At 61.3% G+C, this 19,815-nt stretch carries 18 protein-coding genes; 2 read left to right on the top strand and 16 right to left on the bottom strand.

The features are described 5' to 3' along the window. Positions 1-6: 6 nt before the first annotated feature. The 8 genes from AMM33_RS06275 to AMM33_RS06310 are packed head-to-tail and all read right to left on the bottom strand — an operon-like array spanning position 7 to position 10,432. Positions 7-1,431, bottom strand: a complete 1,425-nt coding sequence (locus AMM33_RS06275) for an aldehyde dehydrogenase family protein (RefSeq protein WP_090139624.1) — start codon at positions 1,429-1,431, stop codon at positions 7-9. Positions 1,432-1,456: 25 nt separating this feature from the next. Further along, the gene (locus AMM33_RS06280; RefSeq protein ID WP_090139626.1) at positions 1,457-2,965 is read right to left on the bottom strand and encodes an aldehyde dehydrogenase family protein; all 1,509 of its coding nucleotides are present in this window, start codon (positions 2,963-2,965) and stop codon (positions 1,457-1,459) included. Between the two features lie 4 nt (positions 2,966-2,969). Further along, positions 2,970-3,974 carry an NAD(P)-dependent oxidoreductase gene (locus AMM33_RS06285; RefSeq protein WP_255350674.1) on the bottom strand — a complete coding sequence of 335 codons (1,005 nt, stop codon included), beginning with the start codon at positions 3,972-3,974 and terminating at the stop codon, positions 2,970-2,972. Continuing rightward, positions 3,947-4,765, bottom strand: a complete 819-nt coding sequence (locus AMM33_RS06290; protein ID WP_090139630.1) for an enoyl-CoA hydratase/isomerase family protein — start codon at positions 4,763-4,765, stop codon at positions 3,947-3,949. Before AMM33_RS06290 ends, AMM33_RS06285 begins: the two co-directional genes overlap by 28 nt. Beyond that, positions 4,762-6,867: an acetate--CoA ligase family protein gene (locus tag AMM33_RS06295; RefSeq protein ID WP_194945272.1), complete on the bottom strand. Its 2,106-nt coding sequence runs from the start codon at positions 6,865-6,867 to the stop codon at positions 4,762-4,764. The genes AMM33_RS06290 and AMM33_RS06295 overlap by 4 nt, the downstream gene beginning before the upstream one ends. 16 nt (positions 6,868-6,883) lie before the next feature. Further along, positions 6,884-7,873 carry an MDR family oxidoreductase gene (locus AMM33_RS06300; RefSeq protein WP_090139634.1) on the bottom strand — a complete coding sequence of 330 codons (990 nt, stop codon included), beginning with the start codon at positions 7,871-7,873 and terminating at the stop codon, positions 6,884-6,886. 34 nt (positions 7,874-7,907) lie between these two features. Beyond that, complete coding sequence (locus AMM33_RS06305; protein WP_090139636.1) at positions 7,908-9,524, bottom strand: GMC family oxidoreductase; 1,617 nt, start codon at positions 9,522-9,524, stop codon at positions 7,908-7,910. Continuing rightward, positions 9,521-10,432, bottom strand: a complete 912-nt coding sequence (locus AMM33_RS06310) for an EamA family transporter (RefSeq protein WP_194945273.1) — start codon at positions 10,430-10,432, stop codon at positions 9,521-9,523. Before AMM33_RS06310 ends, AMM33_RS06305 begins: the two co-directional genes overlap by 4 nt. Before the next feature lie 249 nt (positions 10,433-10,681). On the opposite strand from AMM33_RS06310, the gene AMM33_RS06315 reads away from it, so the two are divergent. Continuing rightward, a complete protein-coding gene (locus tag AMM33_RS06315) occupies positions 10,682-12,076 on the top strand; it encodes an aminotransferase-like domain-containing protein (protein WP_194945274.1) in 1,395 nt (464 codons plus the stop codon). Between the two features lie 14 nt (positions 12,077-12,090). Here the strand turns inward: AMM33_RS06315 and AMM33_RS06320 are convergent, their stop codons facing one another. Beyond that, entirely contained in the window at positions 12,091-13,080 is a 990-nt protein-coding gene (locus AMM33_RS06320) for an aldo/keto reductase (RefSeq protein ID WP_090139641.1), read from the bottom strand. Positions 13,081-13,089: 9 nt separating this feature from the next. After that, the gene (fae, locus tag AMM33_RS06325) at positions 13,090-13,587 is read right to left on the bottom strand and encodes a formaldehyde-activating enzyme (protein WP_228767982.1); all 498 of its coding nucleotides are present in this window, start codon (positions 13,585-13,587) and stop codon (positions 13,090-13,092) included. 257 nt (positions 13,588-13,844) lie between these two features. Between fae and AMM33_RS06330 the strand changes: the two genes are divergently transcribed. After that, positions 13,845-15,311, top strand: coding sequence for an NAD-dependent succinate-semialdehyde dehydrogenase (locus AMM33_RS06330; RefSeq protein WP_090139645.1), 1,467 nt, complete (start codon positions 13,845-13,847; stop codon positions 15,309-15,311). Between the two features lie 96 nt (positions 15,312-15,407). Here AMM33_RS06330 and AMM33_RS06335 read toward each other — a convergent pair whose 3' ends face one another. The 6 genes from AMM33_RS06335 to AMM33_RS06360 form a co-directional block, all read right to left on the bottom strand. Next, positions 15,408-16,073 carry a microcompartment protein gene (locus AMM33_RS06335; protein ID WP_090139647.1) on the bottom strand — a complete coding sequence of 222 codons (666 nt, stop codon included), beginning with the start codon at positions 16,071-16,073 and terminating at the stop codon, positions 15,408-15,410. A gap of 29 nt (positions 16,074-16,102) precedes the next feature. Further along, entirely contained in the window at positions 16,103-16,375 is a 273-nt protein-coding gene (locus AMM33_RS06340; RefSeq protein ID WP_019427480.1) for a BMC domain-containing protein, read from the bottom strand. A 68-nt stretch (positions 16,376-16,443) separates the two neighbouring features. Further along, positions 16,444-16,713 carry a EutN/CcmL family microcompartment protein gene (locus AMM33_RS06345; RefSeq protein ID WP_090139648.1) on the bottom strand — a complete coding sequence of 90 codons (270 nt, stop codon included), beginning with the start codon at positions 16,711-16,713 and terminating at the stop codon, positions 16,444-16,446. After that, positions 16,710-17,699 carry a nuclear transport factor 2 family protein gene (locus AMM33_RS06350; protein ID WP_090139650.1) on the bottom strand — a complete coding sequence of 330 codons (990 nt, stop codon included), beginning with the start codon at positions 17,697-17,699 and terminating at the stop codon, positions 16,710-16,712. The genes AMM33_RS06345 and AMM33_RS06350 overlap by 4 nt, the downstream gene beginning before the upstream one ends. Beyond that, the gene (locus tag AMM33_RS06355; protein WP_090139652.1) at positions 17,696-18,310 is read right to left on the bottom strand and encodes a BMC domain-containing protein; all 615 of its coding nucleotides are present in this window, start codon (positions 18,308-18,310) and stop codon (positions 17,696-17,698) included. The genes AMM33_RS06350 and AMM33_RS06355 overlap by 4 nt, the downstream gene beginning before the upstream one ends. Before the next feature lie 9 nt (positions 18,311-18,319). Next, positions 18,320-19,813, bottom strand: a complete 1,494-nt coding sequence (locus tag AMM33_RS06360) for an aldehyde dehydrogenase family protein (protein WP_194945275.1) — start codon at positions 19,811-19,813, stop codon at positions 18,320-18,322. Positions 19,814-19,815 lie beyond the last annotated feature (2 nt).

A 19,815-nucleotide genomic window follows, 5' to 3' on the forward strand; every position in this document is an offset into this window, starting at 1 on the left:
CCAGTTTCACTGTCCGTTGATGCACTTGTATTCGAGGTAGTCTTGCAAACCAAAGCGACCCCACTCGCGACCATTGCCCGACTGTTTGTAGCCGCCAAAGGGCGAGCAATATTCATTGCCCACACCATTGATGGAGATGGTGCCCGCGCGCAAGCGACGCGCCACGCGTTGCGCGGTCTCGGAGTTAGCGGTGTTGATGTAGGCGGCCAAGCCAAACGGGGTGTCGTTGGCCAAACGGATGGCGTGCGCTTCGTCGTCAAAGGGCAAGATGCACAGCACGGGGCCGAAGATCTCTTGCTGGGCAATCGCCATGTCGTTGCGCACATCGGCAAACACCGTGGGCTTGACGTAGTAACCACGCTCAAACCCGTCGGGGCGCCCCAAGCCGCCGGCCACCAAGCGGGCCCCTTCGTCGAGACCCAACTGAATGAAACGCTGCACCGTCTCGAATTGGCGGCGCATGGCCAGTGGACCCACGCCATCACCGCGCTCGCTCGGGTGCACCACGCGCACCTGGGCCGCCACGCGTGCGGCAATCGCCACCGCTTCGTCGTACACGGCGCGCTGCACCAACAAACGCGTGGGTGCGTTGCACGACTGCCCGGTGTTGTTGAAGCACTTGCGCACCGCGCGCCCGATCGTTTCTTCCAAAGGCGCATCGGCGAACACGAGGTTGGGCGATTTGCCACCCAACTCCTGCACCACGCGCTTGACCGTGTCGGCCGAGACCTTGGCCACCGACACGCCGGCGGCGGTCGAGCCGGTGAAGGACACCAGGTCCACCTCGGGGTCTGCGCACAGCGCCGAGCCCACCACGGGGCCATCGCCGTACAGCAGGTTGAAAACACCGGGCGGGTAACCGGCCTCGTGCACCATCTTGGCCACCAAGCGCGCCGACAAGGGCGCGAATTCGCTGGGCTTCATGACCACAGTGCAACCGGTCAACAAAGCCGGGGCCAGTTTGGACATGATCTGGTTGATGGGCCAGTTCCAGGGTGTGATGAGCACACACACACCAATGGGCTCGGCCAAGAGCTGACCGTGTGTGCCGATTGGTGCTTCAAAGGGGTAGTCCGCAGCCGCGTCCAAGGTGGCCTGGATGTGCCCCGGGCCACACTCGGCTTGGGAGTCGTAGGCCAAATCCCACGGCGCGCCCATTTCGTGGCTGATGGCTTGGGCCATCTCGGTGTAACGTTGTTCGAACACCGTTTTGAGCTGCGCCAACAAGGCCCGGCGCTGCGCCATCGTGGTTTGGCTGAAGCCGTCAAAAGCGCGCCGCGCGGCTTGCACCGCCAGCGCCGCGTCCTCGGCCGAGCCCATGGCCACCGTGCCCATGACGCTCTCGTCGGCCGGGTTGACGATGGGGTGCTCGGCACCGGTCCTCTGGGGTTCTACCCAAGCGCCGTCGATATAAAAGTTGCATCGAATCATGTTGTTCCTTTGGCGTGTGGGAGTTTCAAACGAGGTTGAACCACGCCGATTTGCTTTGCATGTACGACAGCAGACTGTCGATGTGTTTGTCGCGCGAGTTGCCGCTTTGCTTGTAGCCACCAAAGGGCTGCGTCATGTCGCCGTCGCCAAAGCAGTTGACCCAAACCACGCCCGCCTCGAGCGCGCCCACCATGCGGTGCGCGGTTTTCAGGTCGGACGTCCAGACCGAGGCGGCCAAGCCGTAGATGGAGTCGTTGGCCATCTGCAGCGCTTGTGCTTCGGTGTCAAAGGTTTGCACCGTGGCGACGGGGCCAAAGACCTCCTCTTGCACGATGGCCATCGACTGCGTCGCCCCGGCGATGAGCGTGGGCGCCACAAACGTGGCTTCCTCGCCCAAGGTGCTGCCGCCGCCTATCACGCATTGCGCACCCTCGGCTTGGGCCAGCGCGATGCGTTTGAGCACACCAGCTTGGTGGCCTCGGCTGGCCAAGGGGCCCATGGTGGTGGCGGGATCCAAAGGGTCGCCGGGGCGGTAGGTTTGCTGCGTGCGCGCCACAAAGCGCTCCACAAAAGCGTCGTACAAGGAACGGTGCACCAACAAACGCGAACCGGCGTTGCACACCTGGCCGGCGTTGTCGTAGATGCCACCCACGGCGCGGTCCACCGCGGCGTCGAGGTCGTACAAATCGGGCATGAAGATTTGCGGGCTCTTGCCCCCGGTCTCCAAGGCCACCCGCTTGAGGTTGGACTGACCGGCATAGGCCATGAGCAACTTGCCCACGGCGGTCGATCCGGTGAAGGTGATCTTGGCGACATCGGGGTGCAGGGCCAGCGCTTGTCCGGCTTCGGCCCCCACGCCATTGACCAGGTTGAACACCCCCTCGGGGCCGCCCGCGTCCACAAACAACTGCGCCAAACGCGTGCACGTCAAGGGCGCTTGTTCGGCCGGCTTGAGCACCACACAGTTGCCCGCAGCCAAACAGGGTGCAAGCTTCCACATGGCCATGAGCATGGGGTAGTTCCAAGGGGTGATCGCCCCCACCACCCCCAAAGGCTCGTGTGTGATGAGGTGCATGGCCTCGGGCGCGGTGTGCGTGACGGCACCGTCGAGTTTGTCGATGCACTCGGCGAAATAACGCAAGGTGCGCAGCACCTCAGGCAGGTCGATGTTGAGCACATCGGAGATGGGCTTGCCCATGTCCAGCGTTTCGAGCAATGCCAGCTCGTGTGCGTGTTGCTCGATCAGGTCGGCCCAGCGCTGCAACACCGCCATGCGTTGGCGCGGCGACTGCAGGCGCCAGCGCCCGTCGCGCCAAGCCGCTTGCGCCGAGGCCACGGCCGCGTCCACATCCTCGGCCTGGCCGCGCGCCACCTGGGCGATGAGCTGTCCGTTGGCCGGGTTGATGCAAGGCATGGTGGCGCCTGCGCGCGACGGCACGCTGCGGCCACCAATGAAATGGCTCTGAGCGGGCGTCAGCTTCGCAGCGGCTCGCGCCCAGTCGTCGCGTGTTCGTGTGGGGTTGGACGAGCTCATGGGTTTACTCGGCGACCAGCTCGGTCGGGTAACCGTCGGCGCGCAACTCCAAGCCGCAGGCCTGCTCGAGCATGCGCACCACTTCGGGCGACTGCGCTTGGCTGCCGTACAGGCCGCGGGCGCGACGGAAAATTTGCTGCGTGATGCTGCCCAACTCGAGCGGCACACCCAGTTTTTCGGCGATGCCGTTGACCAGGCCCAAGTCCTTGCAAGCCAAGTCCATGGTGAATTTCACGTTGTAGCTGCCGCTGAGGATCAGCTTGGATTCGGTTTCGTGCACAAAGCTGTTGCCCGAACTCGCGCGAATGGCGCGGTAGGTGGCGTCGGGGTCCACGCCGTATTTGGCCGGCAGCATCATGGCCTCACCGGCCGCCACCAAGTGGATGAACGCCAGCATGTTGGTGACCACCTTGACCACCGAAGCGTTGCCCATGGGACCCATGTAAATGATCTCGCCACCCATGGTGCCCAGCAGCGATTCGACGCGCTCGAAGGTGTCTTTTTCACCGCCGACCAGCACGGTGATTTCACCCGAATTGGCCAAGTGAACACCGCCCGTGACGGGACACTCCAGCACCGAGATCCCACGGGTTTTGGCCAAAGCGGCCAAGCGCTTGAGGTCTTCCAAGTCGGTGGTGCTCATCTCGATCCAGATGCCACCGGACTTGAGGTGCGTCAACACGCCCTCGGGGCCTTCGACCACTTGGCGCGAGACGGCAGGTGACGGCAAGACGGTGATGACCACCTCGGCGTTGCGGCACACGCCCGCGACGTCGTCGGACCACTGCGCACCGGCGGCGATCAAGCGTTGGGCGCTGGCTTTGTTCAAATCGGTCACGGTGACGGGAAAGCCCGCTTTGACCAAACTGTGGCACAAGCCTTCACCGAGGCTGCCCAATCCGATGAAGCCCACGGCGGGTTGGCTGGCGTTGTTCATGGTGTCTGTTTCCTTTGTTGCGTGTCTGTGGATGAGGTCTGACCTCAGGGTTTGGCTTTGGCATCGCGCCAAGCCAAGGCCGCTTGCATGCCTTCGGTGCTGCGGATGCGTTCGAATTCGACGTTTTCGGGGCGCACATTGGCCTCGATCAAGGTGGCGGTGTCGATGGCGGCCAGCAAAGCCTGGCGCATGCCGGCGATGTCCAGGCTGCGGTTGATGGCTTTTTTGGTCATTTGCACCGACATGGCCGAGTAACCCGCCATGGCTTGGGCAACCTCCAGGGCGCGTTGCAAGTGCGTGCCGCCGTGCGTGACCTCATTGACCAGTCCCAACTCGTAAGCGCGTTGTGCCGTGACCCGGTCGCTGGCGGTGAGCAACAACTCTTTGGCCTGCTTGGGACCGATCAGCCAAGGCAAGACCAAGGCCGCGATGCTGGAGCCGAACTTCATTTCGGGCTCGCCCATGAGTGTGTCGGCATCGGCAATCGTCAAGTCGCACGACACGGCCAATTCCATGCCGCCACCAATGCAGTGGCCGTGGATGGCCGAGACGGTGGGCTTGGGGCAGTCCCAAAACTGCATGACAAAGTCAAAGTCGGCGCGCAAGACCTCGCCCCACTGCTCGGCCGTGGTGAGGTGTTGTTCGGCCAACTCTTTCAAGTCAAAGCCCGCGCTGAAGGCCCGGCCCTCGGCTGCCAGGACGATGGCACCGATGGCTGGATCGATCGAATAAGCGCGCAAGGCCTCGGTGGCCTCTTGCATCATTTGGCCATTGATGGCGTTGAGTTTGCGGGCGCGGCTCAGGTGAATCACGCCGACACGCCCGACGGTTTCGGTGCGGATGGTTTCGTATGGTTTGTTCATGTGTTGTCCTCAGACAGGGGGATGACCAACAGGTCGACTGCGGCGATGCGGTGGCCATCGACCAGCAAGGGGTTGATTTCCATTTCGGCCACCCCGCTTTGCAAGGCCAGGCCCATGCGCATGAACGCGTGCACCACGGCGGCCAATTGCGCCGCATCGGTCACTGCACGTCCGCGCGCGCCCGCCAACAAGGGATAGGCCTTGAGCGATTGGATTTTTTGGCGAATCTGCGCCACGCTGTCCTGGGGCAGCAAGGTGGTGTAGTCCTTGAGGATTTCCACAAAGATGCCGCCACAACCGAAGGTGAAGGTGGGGCCAAACTGGGGGTCTTGTTTCATGCCCAGAATCCATTCACTGCCCTGCAGTTGCTGTTGCAGCAAAACCGGGCCCGGCGCGATGGCGTGCAAACGGTTCAGGGCTTCGCGCAGAGCCTGCTCGTTGTGGATGCCCAAGATCACACCACCCATGTCGGATTTGTGGGCGATGTCGGGCGAATCAATTTTGGCCACCAACGGATAACCGGTGGCGTTCGCAAAGTCCAAAGCCTGCGCCAGATCGGCGGTGCTCAGCGATGCCGGCACCGACACGCCAAAGTCGCGCAGCAAATCAAAGTCTTGCACGCTGGTCTGGGTTTGTGCAGCTTGTTGCAGGCGCTTGAGCCAACGTTCGGTCACGGCGGCAGGCACGCTCGGCGCTGCCAGAGCGGGCGCATGTTCAGCACTGGCAGCCAAACGGTCGTGGTACCGCGTGTAGTGGCGCAAGGCACGCAAAGCGGTCTCTGTCCCCATGAGCACAGGGATGCCCGCAGCGCGGTAGCGCGCGCATTCGGTGGGCGACATGGTGTTGGCCACGTTGCCCATCAAAACCACGGGTTTGGATGTGCCCGCATAGGTTTTTTCCAAGGCGGCGGTGCAAGCGTTGGTGAAGTCTTGACCGTCGGGGATGTTGGTGGCCATGACCACAGTGCCGACCCCTTCGTCGCTGGCCAAGGCCAGCAAAGCGTCGGCGATGATGTCGTTGCCGTCACCCCAGTAATCCAAAGGGTTGGCCACTTCAATGCCAGGATCGAGCAAGCCTTCGAGCCGGGTCACGGTCGCCTGGCTCAAAGGCGCAAACGACAAGCCCAGTGGCTCGGCCACATCGGCGATCAGTTGACGCTCCCCTCCGGAGTCGCACCCCAGGCCAATCGATCCGTTGTGGGGACGCCGTGCAGCAGCAAACAGCTCGGCAGTGTCCATCAACTCGTCCAAGGTGCGCACGCTGACCACACCGTGGCGTTCAAAAATGGCGTCGTACACATCGGCGCTGCCCGACATGGCCCCGCTGTGCGATTGGGCAAACACCTGGCCTTGTGCGCTGCGACCCAGCTTCAAGGCAATGACCGCGATGCCTTGGGCGCGTGCGCGCCCCAGCGCCGCCAAAAATGCCTCGGGCTGACGTACCGTTTCCAGCACCAAACAGATGACCCGAGTCGAGGGCTGATCGACCAAAAAGTCGATGTAGTCGGCCACCCCGGTGACCAATTCTTGACCGGCCGAAATGGCATAGTTGAAGCGCAGTTGGCGCAAATTGCCCACGATGCCCGACCACGTCGAGCCGCTGTGTGACACCAAGGCCACGTGGCCCGGTTCGGACAAGGTGGAAAACGGGAAGCCCGTCATTTGCAAGCGGTCTTCCAAATTCACATAGCCCATGCAATTGGCCCCACACAGCTGCATGTTGCCTGCTTGGGCGATGGCAGACAAGGTGGGCATCAGCTCGCGCCCATCATCGGCTGCGCCATATGCACGGCCAAACATCAGGGCCGAGCGCGCTTGGGCAGCTGCCGCCAGCTCCAGGTTGTGTGGCAAGGCCTTGTCGGCGATGGCCATGGCCACGCAATCGACCGGATGCGGCAGTGCGGCCAAACTGGGGTAAGCCGGCAGACCATCGATCTGCTCGTACTTGGGGTTGATCAGAAATACTTCGCCTTCGTAGCCGAGGGACTCAATCGACAAGCGCAGCTGTTTGCCAAAACTGCCCTCGCGCCCACTGGCGCCCACGATGGCAATGGAGCGGGGACGCAGCAGGGCGTCCAGACGGTGTTCACGGGTGGCGTGCATGGTGTCCTCGGGCATTTCAGCGGTTGACATCGACCACCACACGGCCGTGTGCGCGGCCGGCCATCATTTCTTGCGAAATCGCCAACACCTCGCTCAGACCCACAACGCGTTGTAAACCCAGGCCTTCGACGTTGGGGCACTCGGTGCCCAAACGCTGCCAAGCCAACAGACGCCGCTCGGTCGGACACATCACCGAGTCCACGCCCAAGAGGCGCACACCGCGCAAGATGAAGGGCATCACCGTGGTCTCCAAGCCCACGCCACCGGCCAAGCCGCAGGCCGCGACCGCGCCACCGTAATGGGTTTCGCTCAAGATCCGCGCCAAGGTCGTGCCGCCCACCACATCCACCGCGCCAGCCCAACGCTGGGTGGCCAAGGGGCTGGGTTTCTCGCTCCACTCAGGCCCGCCAATCACTTCGGTGGCGCCGAGTTGGGTCAAATAGGCGCGCGAGGCATCGGGGCGTTGGCTCAAGGCGCTCACGCTGTAGCCCAAGCGCGCCAACACCGCCACGGCCACGCTGCCCACGCCGCCGGTGGCACCCGAGACCAGCACAGGGCCAGACGCGACACCCGCGTCTTGCAAGGCCATCACGCACAGCATGGCGGTCAAGCCGGCGGTGCCCATGGTCATGGCTGTCAAGGGGCTCATGCCTTGGGGCAAGGGCACCAACCAGTCAGCCTTGACGCGCTGGCGTTGCGCCAAACCACCCCAGTGGCGTTCGCCCACGCCCCAACCGGTCAGCACCACCGCATCGCCCACTTTGAAGCGCGGGTTGCTCGACTCGATCACGGTTCCGGCCGAATCGATGCCCGGCACCATGGGGAATTGGCGGATGATTTTTCCGGTGCCGGTCACCGCCATGGCGTCTTTGTAGTTGATGCTGGAGTACTCGACTTGCACCAACACATCGCCCTCGGGCAAATCTTGCAGGCTCAGCCCTTGGACGTTTGACGTGGTTTTGCCGTCTTGCTGGTTCAAAACCAGCGCTTGAAAATCTGTGCTCATGGTGATGGGGTCTGTGTTAAAAAAAGAAAGGGACTCAGGCGTTGTCTTGCAAAATCATCTCGGCGCCTTTTTCGGCCACCATGATGGTCGGCGCGTTGGTGTTGCCCGAGGTGACAAAAGGGAACACCGACGCGTCCACCACCCGAAGGCCTTGGATGCCGTGCACGCGCAAGCGGGCGTCGACCACCGAAGTCTCGGCGCTTGGTCCCATGGCGCAGGTGCACGAGGCGTGGTAGACCGAGCCGGCCCTGGCGCGAAAGTCGTCCAGGATGGCCTGCGGTGTTTGGGTCCCGAGCCCCGGCAAGTGCTCGCTCTCGACGGCATCGGCCAGTGGTCGCGTGGCGGCGATGCGGCGCAGCAACTGCGCGCCTTCCAGCACATCATTGACGTCTTGCTCGGTGCTCAAAAAATTCGTTTCGATCTTGGGCTTGTCCAGCGGATTGGCCGATTCGATGGACACGCGGCCGCGGCTGGTGGGGCGGCAAGTGTTGAAGGAAATCAAGAACGCGGCGAACGGGTCGGGGTTGGGGATGCGCCCGGGCTTCATGGTGCTGGCCGTGTAGCTGATCGGGTTGAAGTACAGGTGCATGTTGGGGCGCTCCAATCCAGGGCGGCTGCGCACAAAAGCCCCCGCCTGGTTCACGCTCATGCCCAACGGGCCTTTGCGATCCAGCAAGTAACGCAACCCCGCCTTCACCTTGCCGTACCACGGGTAGAGCTCGTTGTTGAGCGTCTTGACCTTGGACTTGAAGTAATAAGACACGCACAGGTGGTCTTGCAGACCTTGGCCCACAGCGGGCAGGTGGTGCACCACGGGCACCCCCACGCTTTGCAGGTGCTCGGCATCGCCGATGCCCGACAGCTGCAGCAGCTGTGGCGAGTTGATCGCACCGCCCGACAAAATCACCTCTTTGCGTGCGTTGAAGGTCTGTTCGCAACCTTTTTGCACGCAGGCCACCCCGGTGGCCCGGCCGTTGGCCATCAGCACACGGGTGACCTGCGTGTGGGTCATGACCGTCAGGTTGGCGCGGCCCATGGCCGGGCGCAAAAACGCGTTGGCGGTGGACTCGCGCTTGCCGTCGCGAATCGTCATTTGCCACAAACCCACCCCTTCGGCTTGCGCACCGTTGAAGTCTGGGGTCTTGGGCCAACCCAAGGCCACACCGGTGTCCAAAAAGGTTTGGCACAAGGGGTGCACTTGTTGGGTGAAATCGCTCACGCGCAGCTCACCGCCAGCGCCATGGTGCGTCGAGGCGCCCCACACATGGTCTTCGGAGCGCTTGAAATAGGGCAGCACATCGTCCCAAGACCAGCCGGGATTGCCCGCGTCGCGCCAGTCGTCGAAGTCGCCGGCCTGGCCTCGGATGTAGACCATGGCGTTGATCGAGCTGCTGCCGCCCAGCACCTTGCCCCGGGGCCAAAAGGACGTGCGACCGTTCAACGCGGCATCGGGCTGGGTGTCGTACATCCAGTTGTAGCGTGGGTGTGAAAAGGTCAAGCCATAACCCAGCGGCACCTGGATCAAAGGGCTGCGGTCGGACCCACCCGCCTCGATCAAGAGCACACGGCGATCCGGGTTTTCACTGAGCCGATTGGCCAAAACGCAGCCCGCTGACCCAGCACCCACAATGATGAAATCGTAGCTGTTCATGTATTTGCTTTTTTCATAAATTGATCTGCACTGCTGCTGGCCTGGGCGCGCTGAGCCGGTGTTCCCCAAAGCACAACCATGGCCCCAAGCAAGACCAAAACCATGCTGAACAATCCAGACGAAGTCACCGACTCACCCAGCATGGCCGCACCAGCCAACAGGGCGACGGGAGGATTCACATAGGCATAACTGCTGGCCAACACCGGCCCTGTTTTGAGCAACAAATAGGTGTAGGACATGTAGCCCAAAACGGACACCATCAGGCTCAGGTACAGCCAGGCCATCCAGGCGGAAAAGCCCACCTCTTCGATGCGCTCACCGAGCATCCAGCCAACGATGCAAGCGACTGCGCCGCCTGCCACCATCTGCACGCCGGTTGCCACGATCAAATCGCCCGGCATGGGCATGCGGTCCATCATCACGGCGGATGCGGCGGTTGCAATCACAGCCGCCAAGATCAACCACATGCCTGCGCTTTGCAAGGATCCGTCAATGTCTTTGTTCATCAGCACCAAACCCAAAACACCCACCAAGGTGCCCAACCATTGCATCAGGACAATGCGCGAGCCTGTCACGGCCACCATCAGGCACACCGCCACGGGCACGGTGGCAAACAGCATTGCAGCAAACCCCGAGTCGACATACCGAATGCCCATGGCCAGCAAACTCGCGCCCACAGCAATCATCAAGACCCCCACACACGATGCATTCATCCCCTGCCGGAATGTCCCGAAAGGTCGTTTCAGCATCCACGCCAGCAAGAGCATCAGTCCGCCGGCCAGCAAATTCCTCAACCCGACCAGCATCATGGGCGGAAAGTCTTGACCTGCCTGTTTGATGGCCAAATAACTGGTGCCCCAAAAAACATAGACCACGGCCAAAGCCCAGAGCACCCAAGGTTGTGCCATCAGGCTTGTGGGCGCTGGTTCTGCAGTCAATGGCTTACCCATCTCTAACGGGACAGACACACTTGTGGCGTCTGTCTTTGGCGGTCGGTGCATTGCTGGGGTACTTCTTGAATGTCAATGCCATATGCTATTCACAAGAATGCACCCATTCAATGCGTTCAAATTGAGTAATTGAACACAGGGGTCTCCCCATCACACCGGCATCCGCAATGGTGCAATCATCCCGTCACCCAGCTTGAGGAGGAGCGTTTGTCTTTTGAACAGTTGATCTCAATCACCAGCCTTGGCGACGCCACAAAACCCAAATACCAGCTCATTGCAGACGATTTGGCCCAATCCATTTTGGCGGGCCAATTTGCAATGGGGGAAAAACTCCCGCCGCAGCGGGATTTGGCCCATCGGCTGGGGGTGACTGCAGGCACCATCAGCCGCGCTTATGCCAATTTGGAGCGGCGCGGTCTGGCCAGTGCACGCGTGGGTGACGGCACCTATGTGCGTGCTTTGGAGCGAAGCACATCGTTTGCCCCCACTGAACTCCAGGCGACTCCGATTGACCTGGCCCACAACGTGTCCATTCCGACGGACGACACACAGGCGCTCAAGCGGGCCTTCGACGCCTTGTCTGCATCGCCAGAGGCCTTGCGCCAAGTCCTCAGTTACCAACCGGAAACGGGGCTGTTGCGCCACCGGGAAGCCGGGGCCCAATGGTTGAAGCGATTTGGCACCTCAGGGGATTGGAACCGGGTGATGATCACCCACGGTGCCCAGCATGGACTTGCATGCATCTTGCGCACCCTGGCTCGTCCCGGTGATGCGGTGTTGACAGAATCCTTGAGTTACCCCGGCTTGCAGGCCTTGGCCAGATCCATGCGCTTGCAGCTCATTGGTGTCGAGATGGACAGCGAGGGCATGGTTCCTCAGGCGCTGGAACGCGCGGCCAAAACCTTTGACACCAAATTCATGTACTGCTCCCCTTCGCTGCACAACCCTACAGGCAGCACCATGCCCATCTCCCGAAGGGAAGAAATCGCAGCCATCGCTCGCAAAAGCAATTTGCTGGTCATTGAAGATGGTGTCCATGCGGCCGCTCAGGTCAGCCCCTTGCCCGCTTTGTCAACTTGGCTGCCAGAGCGGTCTTTTTTGTTGTCCAGTTTTTCCAAGGTCATTGCACCCGGATTGCGGATCGGTTTTTTGGAAGCCGCCCCCGAATGGCTTGACAAGCTCGCCGCCAGCATTCGGGCCGACAGCTGGATGGTGGCACCTTTGATGCCGGAAATTGCCTCGCACTGGATCGAAAGCGGCGAAATGGAGTACCTGATTGGCTTGCAAAGAAAGGCCATTCAAGAGCGGCTGGCCATCGCCAACACCGTTCTGGACGGCCTTGATTTCCAATCGGACAGCGAATATCCCTTGTTGTGGATGCCCTTGCCCGACCCTTGGCGGGCCGGGCAATTTTCTGCGGCATTGCGGCATGCCGGTGTGCTGGTGAGAACCGCTGACCACTTTGCGGTGGGCCGCTCTGCGGCACCACACGCCATTCGGATCAGCTTGAACTCACCCCAGATCACCGAGCAATTGATCAGTGGCCTGAACACCCTCAAAGCCCTGATTCACAGTCCTCCGTCTGCGCCCATGGACCCCTGACCCGGCAATCCATGTCAGCGTGGCTGACGTGGAATTCGGTTGAGGTTGTAATCGTTGATGACATCACATGGCGTGTAGCAACGGTCGATTTCAAACAGCTCCTGCGGCGTCAACACCATGTCCAGAGCGCTGATGTTTTGATCCAATTGCTCAATGGTTTCAACCCCAATCAGGGTGGAGGTCACACCGGGCCTTGCGTTGACCCAGGCCAATGCAATTTGCGAAGGTAAAACACCCCGATTTTCAGCAATCTGACCCACAGCGCGTGCAATGTCCAAACTGGTTTGGTCGTCATACTGCTGGGTGGTGAACTGATCGGTCTTGTTGCGCAGTGACGTCGCATTGCCACTCAACAAACCCCGCGCCAAAGGAGAGAACGGCGTGACGGCCAAACCCTCATGCTGGCAATACGGAATCATCTCGCGCTCTTCTTCGCGGTAAGCGGCATTGAGCTGGCACTGCATGGACACAAACGAAGTCCATCCATGAACTTTGGCCAAATAGTTCATCTTCACGAACTGCCAGGCATACATGGTCGAAGCCCCGATGTAACGCACCTTGCCCGAGCGCACCACATCGTCCAGTGCACGCATGGTTTCTTCCATGGGGGTTGACGGGTCAAAGCCATGGATCACAAACAAATCCAGATAGTCGGTCCCGATGCGGCGCAGGGAAGCATCCACCGCATCAAAAATGTGCTTGCGCGACAGACCTTGGTCATTCACATCGTCGCTCATGGCGTACAGGCACTTGGAGGCCAACACCAGTTTGTGACGGGGAATATGGCGGATGGCGCGACCCACGACTTCTTCGGACACACCGATGGAATAAAAGTCCGCCAGATCAATGAAGTTGATACCCCGCTCTATGGCGGCGTGAATGACCGGTGTGGAGGCGCTTTCATCCATCACCCACGGACGCCACGCAGGCGTACCAAAGCCCATGGTGCCCAAGCAAAGGCGGGACACCTTCATGCCCGTTTGGCCAAAGTTGACGTATTGCATGGTGTGTCCTCAGGCTTTGGGTGTGTAGAACGGGTTTTTCACATCGGTTGCGGCTTGGCGAACCTGTGCCAATGTAGGTTCTTGGCGCATGGCAGCCTGCACGGCACCTTTGGCCGCGGCGTAGTTGTTGGCAAACACCTCGTCCGCATCATGGGCCGTCCAGTTCACCCAGACCGCCGCAATCACGCACCACTCGTTTTCAGCCTCAGGCGGCAACACGCCTTCAAGCAAACACTCTTGCACACCCTTGGCCACACCTGCTTGCGCCGGACCCCAGGTCATGGTTTCATGCTGCTCACCCCGCAAATCGGCTTTGTTGATGAAGGCCGTCATGGGTTTGACGGGCACACCTGGCTGCAGCACGACCATGTAGGGCAAATGCCCTTTTGTGGGCGATGACAGAGCGCCTGCCCAGGCCGATCCGACGGGGCCGGTTCGAGGGCCAACCATCACGTTGATGTGTGCTGCGTTCGGGCCGCTACCGATAAATGATTCACCGATGTACATGTTCAGATTCATTTCCAAATGGGTTGTTCAATGGACCGTCTGTTCAGTGTGTCTGTTCAGACCGTCTGCTCAAAAGCAAGCCACATTGTGCGCAAGGACATGGTGCAGCAACAACCGATTTATATGAGCACCACCCATGAGGAAATCTCATGTGGCCACGCATTCCATAAACTCATCCACCCCCTCCATATTTATCGTTTGTCAGCTGCACCCTGCCCCTCTAGATTTCACCTTTTTCAACTTGTCATCGGTGACCCATGAACCTCACACAACGCCTGAAGCAACAAGACTTGCTGCCAACGGGCAGCTTCATCCATGGCCAGTGGCTGGCCAGCGCTGTGACTTTCGCGGTGACCAACCCCGCCACAGGTGAGCGCATTGCCACTGTCGCACGCGCGGGCACAGCGCAGACCGAGTCCGCCATCCATGCCGCGCAAGACGCCCTGACTTCCTGGCGCAAAACCACCGGCAAGCAACGCAGCGCCATCTTGCGGCGCTGGGCCGACCTGATGATGGAGCATCAGGACGATCTCGCTTTGATCCTGAGCACCGAGCAGGGCAAACCTTTGGCCGAAGCACGCGGGGAAGTTGCTTATGCCGCCAGCTTTCTGGAGTGGTTTGGCGAAGAAGCCAAACGCGCCCATGGCGATATCGTGCCCTCCTTCAAATCAGGGGCACGGGTGCTTGTGCTCAAAGAGCCGGTCGGGGTTGTGGCCGCCATCACCCCATGGAACTTTCCTTTGGCCATGGTCACGCGCAAAGTGGGGCCTGCACTCGCCGCTGGCTGCACCGTGGTGCTCAAACCTTCAGAGGAGACCCCTCTTTCTGCCCACGCCCTGACGGTTCTCGGTCAAAAAGCAGGCTTGCCTGATGGCGTTCTGAATGTGGTCTGCGGTGATGCGCCAGCCATTGGCGAGACACTGATGAACAGTCCCGTGGTCCGAAAACTGTCTTTCACCGGGTCTACACGCGTCGGGAAATTGCTGATGCGCCAAGCCTCAGACACCTTGAAAAAAGTATCACTTGAACTGGGCGGCAATGCCCCATTCATCGTCTTTGATGACGCCGATCTGGACGCTGCTGTAGACGGCGCCATGGCCTCCAAGTTTCGGAACACGGGCCAAACCTGCGTTTGTGTGAACCGGTTTTTGATTCAAAACAGTGTGTTTGACGCCTTCACCACCAAGCTCACCGAACGTGTGCGGCAGTTGCAAGTGGGATCGGCTTTGCAAGCTGGTGTCGAACAGGGCCCCTTGATCAACGAGGCCGCCTTGGCGAAAGTGGAAAAGCACCTGCAAGATGCTGTCGCCAAAGGGGCCAGCATCCAATGCGGTGGCCAGCGGCATGCGCTGGGCGGCACATTTTTTGAACCTACGGTTGTCACCGATGCCACAACCGACATGCTGATGGCGCAAGAGGAAACTTTTGGTCCCATCGCGGCCTGTTATCGGTTTGAAACCGAAGAGCAAGCCATCCGTCTGGCCAACGACACCCCATCAGGTTTGGCCGCTTATTTTTACAGCCGTGATTTGGCCAGGGTCTGGGCCGTTGCCGAGCAACTGGAAGCGGGCATCATCGGTATCAATGAGGGCCTCATCTCGACGGAAGTGGCACCCTTCGGCGGCATCAAAGAATCGGGCATGGGCCGGGAAGGCTCACACCACGGTCTGGATGACTATTTGGAATTGAAATACATGCTGATGGGTGGCCTGAGAAAGGCTTGAAGTGCAAGCGATGTCTGGGTTAAACAACCCAGACATTCCCATCCATGCACGGGTCAGTGCGTCCCCTTAGGGGTCACGCACTGACCGGCAAGCGCATCAGCCTCTGCCCGGAATTTCCGACAGCAGTTGCTCCACATGGGCTTTGGCTTTTTCGAGCGAAGCCATGCTGCCCGTGAGGTACATGCGGCCGCTCGCACCGATCATGCTGCACTCGACCAAGGTCAGGTCGGGGGCGACTTTTTCGGCTTCGTTGGCCATGTGGGCACCAAACAGGGCCGGGGCCACTTCCATGAGCAGCATGTTCTGGCCAGGCAGCACCATGCTGGCTTGGCGTGTCCGGTTCATCAGCACGGCGTGCTGATCGGTCACGTTTTCCAGAATGTCGCTGTACAGCAGATGCGGGCGCAGCTGGTCTTGGGCCTTGGCGCCCATCCAGTCCAAAATGACCTGGCCAGCACGTTGCAGCGCCTCGCTGTCGTTGCTGTGCAACTCCAGCACGCCGAACTGCCGCTCCACGGCCAGGATGCCGGGCTCCAGTGTGGGCTCGGCCTTGAGGGCCAGATCGATCACACGTTGAATGGACAGACCGGGGGCGATCTCGACCAGCAGCGCGTTGGTGCCTTGCATCGCCACGTAGCCGCGTGCGCCCAAGGGCGAACTCATCCACGAGGAGAACTGGGGCTGCAGGTCGGTGAGCGTCAGGTAAACCCGAAGCTCAGCGGCCGGCTTGGCAGGCGCTGCGGTTTTTTTAGTTGTGGCCATGCGGCCTCCTTATCTGCAACAGCCTGCGATCACTTGCCGTCGAAGGCTTTGGACACGTCAGCGTGTGGACGTGGGATGACGTGGCAGGACACCACTTCACCGATCGCGCCTGCGGCTTCTGCACCGGCTTCGGTGGCGGCTTTGACGGCACCCACGTCGCCCGAGACGATGATGGCGACCAGGCCGCCACCGACTTCTTTTTTGCCAACGATGTTGACGTTGGCGGCTTTGACCATGGCGTCAGCGGCAGCGAAGGCAGCAACATAACCTTTGGTTTCGATCATTCCGATAGCTTGTGACATGTGAGTCTCCTTGAGGGGTTAAAAAAGAAAGGGTTGAGGGAAAGGTTGAGGGAAAAAATACCGCTGCGTCAACGCATCGGTGTGGGGGTGTCGTAGTTGTCGAGTGAGGCAATGACCAGGGCATCGGCCACCACACGCGGGTGCGCTGGGGCGAACCACCAGGCAGCGGGTGCGCCGATGGTGATCATCACGCGCTCGCCGATGCCGCAGCCCAGCGGGTCGTAGCAAACGACCACGTCCTTGGGGTAGTCCAGTTGCACTTCCAGCAAGGCACCCGCAGGCAACTCGGGCAGGCGTTTGCTGGCCACGATGCGGCCGATCACGGTTCCTGTTTTCATGCGGTGGCTCCTCGTTCAATGGCGATGCCGCGCTTGCGCAGGGCCTCTTTGCCCAAAGGGGTCAGGACCGCTTTGGGGTGGATGCGAACGGTTTTGACATTGGCGGGCAAGGTTTTGAGCAGCTTCTCGCCAATCACACCTTGGAGTTCAGGGACTTGCGCTTTGTGGTCATGCAGCTCGCAGGTGTCGCCCTTGCATTCGCAGGCTTTGCCTTCTTTGCAAGAGGGGCAGCAAGCGGCCGGGTCAATGGCGGTGGTGGCGGCCATGGCCGAGGCACCTCCGGACGCACCACCGGATGAACCAGCAGAGGCCGCCACGGCTTTCACCGCCGCTTCGTCCACACCCATGTCAAAACGCAGCAAACCCGATTGCGCCGCTTGCAGCAGGGCGGGGCTGGCAGCCAGGCGCTTGAAGAGGTCGGTCAGCGCAGCGGCTTGCGCGGCCGTGCCCACACGCAAGGGCACCACCACGCCTGCGGGGCTGGCAGCGGCCTGAGTTGGGGCCGATGGCGCTGCAGGTGCAGGTGCAGGTGCAGGCGCAGGCTTGGGCATGCCCACTTGCTTCCAGTAAGCGTCTTTGCGGGCGATCAGGCCGTTGCGAATTTGGTAGACATCGGTGCCGTCGTAGGTGCCGGTTTGGCCGCCGGGCAGTGGCACGGACACTTTGTAGTTTTGCACCACGGTCTGGCCCAGCACGTTCATGTGTGAGTCCGAAAACTTCGGGCCAGTGGGGCTGGCAAAGCGTTCTTTCAAAAACGCCAGGCAGGCTTCGCGGCCGTTGAGCACGCGTGAGTCGGGCAGGATCCAGACTACATCGGGCGCAAAGCAGGCCACGATGGCCTCGGCGCTCACGGTCTCGTAACCGGCTTCAAAGCGGCGCATCAAAGCCGCCACGGACGCGTCAGCCGCCGGGGTTGGGCTGGACGCAGCGCCCAAAGCTTTTCGCACCTGCGTGCGAATTTGCGCGCGCAAGGCGTCAGTGGTCATGCAGCACCTCCTGCGTCGCGGATCACGGCCTCGGCCACGGCAGCGGCGGCACGCACGTCCGACGCATTGCCCGACAGGTACAAGCGACCGGCTGGACCCATGAAGCGGCAGTCGATCAGTTTCACGTTGGCGGCCTTCTCGGCCTCGTTGGCCACCAGCAGCGCATAAGACGAGGTGGTCATCTCCATGATGTAGAGCGACTCGCCGGGCAAGAGCATGCTGCCCGATTTGCTGCGGTTGATCAAAAAGGCGTGGTAACCGTCGACACGGTCAATGACTTTGGAGGCCAGGATTTCGGGCTTGAGCACGCTTTTCTCGCTCACGCCCATGGCTTCGAGCACCGCAGCACCCGCCGACTTGACGGACGAAGAAGACTGGCCGTGGAACTCCAGATAGCCGAACTGACGCTCAACCACCAGGTTGCCGGGCTTGACGTTGTCGTGCTTGAGCGCGATGTCGGTCAACCACTCGATGTCCATGCCGGGTGCGACTTCGATCACCATGGCGGCGTCGTTGTGGCGCGGCAGGAAGCCACGGGCGGTGGATCCGATCATGCACATCAGCTGTGGCTGCAAGCGGTCCAGAAAAATGTAACTGCGCAAAGTGGACATGAGGGGCTTTCAGCGAAGGTGTTCGAGTTCTTCCTGCACGATGCGCAGGACGGTGGCCTGAAGTTCAGGCGTGAGGGTGGACAACTGGCCCGGTGCCGCTGGCAAAGCTGCGCCTGAAGCCATGGCCCCGGCCCAGCCGCCCGGCAGCGGAAAGGCCACGCGCTTCCAGTTGACCAGCAGCTCGGGGCCGACGTTGCAGTCAACCGAGCTTTTGCCCGCGTAACCCGTGCCGATGGTGAAGGTGTAAGGCAAACCGGTGTTGCCACCGGTGCTGTCGTGCACCGTGGAGCCGTTGACGACCACACGGTAATAGTCGAGCGCCGCGCCCCAGTACACCGCCTGCTCGGCCGATGCCGAGTGGATGCCGGTGGTGTGGCCTGCGCCGCTGTGCTGCAGCATGAGCCGCGCCACACCAATGCCCTGGTCAACGTCTTGCACCACCACGCAGCCCAAAATCGGCGAGAGCTTTTCCTTGAGCATCACATGGCCAGCCTGCGGGTTGGCGATGGGGCAGACCAAGGCCTGGCAGTCGCGTGGCACCTGCACGCCAGCGGCCTGCGCGATCTCAAACGCGGGGCGTCCGACCACTTTGCCGTTGAACTTGCCGCCCGGAAAGGCGTGGTTCTGGATTTTTTGTGCTTCTTCTTCGGTGCACACATGCGCACCCTGGCGGGCAAGCGCTTGCTGCATCGGCCCGGCGATGGCAGCGTGCAACAAGAGCACCGAGGGGGCCTGGCAGGGGCTGCCGTGGTCAAAGTTCTTGGCGGTCACAATGGTCTGCGCAGCGGCTTGAATGTCGGCGCTGGCGTCCACATAAATCGGCACATTGCCCGAGCCCACGCCAATGGCGGGGTTGCCCGAGCCATAGGCCGCACGCACCATGGGCGTGCCACCGGTGGCCAAAATCACGTCAGTGCGGGCATCGCGCATGAGCGCGCCTGTGGCCTCGACCGTGGGGCGGGTCAGGATTTGCAGAGCGTTGGCCGGACCACCGGCTTTTTCAATGGCGGCCTGCAATTCATTGGTCACAGCGGTGCAGCAGCCCAGCGCAACAGGGTGCGGCGAGATGACCAGCGCGTTGCGCGTCATCAGGCACAGGATGGCCTTGAAGATGATGGTGGCCACGGGTGATGTGGAGTTGGACAAGCCCACCACCACACCGGCCGGACGGCCGATCTCGACGATGCGCAGCGCGTCGTTGCGGCGCACGCCGCCCAGGGCCACATTGTCCCAAGCGGTGGGCGTCAGGGTGCAGGCCAACTGGTTTTTGGCGATCTTGTCGGCGACTTTGCCAATGCGGCTTTCGCGCACGGCCCACTCGGCATAAAACTCGGCACGCGGCAGCAAGGCCGCGGCCACTTCTTTGGCCACGCGCTTGGCTTCTTCGGGCGTCCACAGCGCGAGCGTGGCAGCGGCTTGCCGGGCGCGGCCCAGCAAGTCGCGGGCCTCCTGCAAGGCGGCCAGGTCGTGGTCGGCCAGTTCGATGGGGTTCAATGAACTCATGA

The sequence above is a fragment of the Limnohabitans sp. DM1 genome (assembly GCF_001269385.1).
Lineage (GTDB): Bacteria > Pseudomonadota > Gammaproteobacteria > Burkholderiales > Burkholderiaceae_C > Limnohabitans_A.